The sequence below is a fragment of the Streptomyces polyrhachis genome (genome assembly GCF_042663125.1).
Lineage (GTDB): Bacteria > Actinomycetota > Actinomycetes > Streptomycetales > Streptomycetaceae > Streptomyces > Streptomyces polyrhachii.
The window spans coordinates 1-1,314 of the sequence record NZ_JBHSZO010000085.1; the positions used below are offsets into that span (position 1 = coordinate 1).

Consider the following 1,314-nt stretch of genomic DNA (forward strand, 5'->3'; position numbering starts at 1 on the left):
CGCCGCGGCGCACCGCCGCGCGTGCATCGGCATCCGGGTCAGGCCGGGGAAGTAGACGTGCAGGCTTACGGCGGGTGTCAGCCGCTCGTTGACGACCTCGTGCACGTACCCGGGCGCGAAGACGTGCCGCGCGCCGGGCGTACGGAGGCGCCGCTCGGCGCCCGCCGGGCCTGTCAGCTCCGTCAGCTCGCCCTCCAGTACGCAGAAGACGCCGGAGGACGGCCCGTGGCCGTGCCGGCCGCTGCCCTGTCCGGGCAGCCAGCTCAGCAGCCACGCCTCGTATCCGGGCCCCGTCCGCACGCGGTGGTACCAGCGCGAGGCGGCGTCGTAGCGCACCAGCGGCGCCCAGGAGTCGCGGTCCTCGGCGATCTCGCGGGCGAGCGCGGCGAACTCGGCGACGGTGGCGGGCCCGGGAGCGGGGGCGGGCAGGAGGTGCGGGGCGAAGAGCGGGTCGCCGCCGATCTGGATGTCCGTGAGCTGGGAGTAGCTGTACATCAGGGGAGGGTTCCTTGGCCTGGTGCTGTCGGTCGGGAAGCTGTCGCGGGGGTGCCGGGACGGACGGCGCGCCGAAGGGGCTGGAGCTCAGAAGGAGCTACGACAGCCCTGACAACACTGACAGCGACAACACAGACGGAACATGCCCTCCAGGAGATCGGGTCAACCGGACGGTTGTCAACCTGATGCCTCGATTGTCCGAATTCTTTCATCCGTTTCGGTAGCCGCCCGAGGCGAAAGGTTTTGCCACGGCGTTGTACGGACAGATGGCGCTCCATCTGCGACATCAAACGTCGTTGCCGATCTGTGATCACACTGTGACGCGGCTCGCATCGGCGGCTGGTGCGCAATGGAGCGGACCGACCGGGCGTCCCCCGCTGAAGCGGGTGGCGGTTCGGCCGGGGCTCGGGCGACGTCCGACGTGAGTGTCATGGTTTCAGCCGATATGAACACTTTCTACGGGCGCTTGGTTCCGCAGGGTGAATAAGGGGCTCAATAGCAGATCCCGGCTTGACCCTCGCCGAGCACCGCACTTGTAATTTCACTCGTGTCGTTCGGGCCACGGACAACGACGGCATCACGGGGAAGCACAGACCGACGAGGGGCGCTGCACATGACCGAGCTGTTCGAGCAGGTGCTGGTCGAGGAGGCGGACGAGGAGCTCGGCTGGCAGGAGCGCGCACTGTGCGCCCAGACCGACCCCGAGTCCTTCTTCCCGGAGAAGGGCGGCTCCACCCGGGAGGCGAAGAAGGTCTGCCTCGCCTGCGAGGTCCGCTCCGAGTGCCTCGAGTACGCACTGGCCAACGACGAGCGCTTCGG

2 protein-coding genes are annotated in these 1,314 nt (G+C 68.6%); one reads left to right on the top strand and one right to left on the bottom strand.

Annotated elements, in window-relative coordinates; genetic code table 11:
• Positions 1-495, bottom strand: a 495-nt coding sequence (locus ACFQLX_RS25655; protein WP_386418917.1) for a cysteine dioxygenase, incomplete at its 3' end; no start/stop codon positions are given.
• Positions 496-1,108: 613 nt separating this feature from the next.
• Between ACFQLX_RS25655 and ACFQLX_RS25660 the strand changes: the two genes are divergently transcribed.
• The coding region (locus ACFQLX_RS25660; RefSeq protein ID WP_386418919.1) for a WhiB family transcriptional regulator at positions 1,109-1,314 on the top strand (206 nt) is incomplete at its 3' end.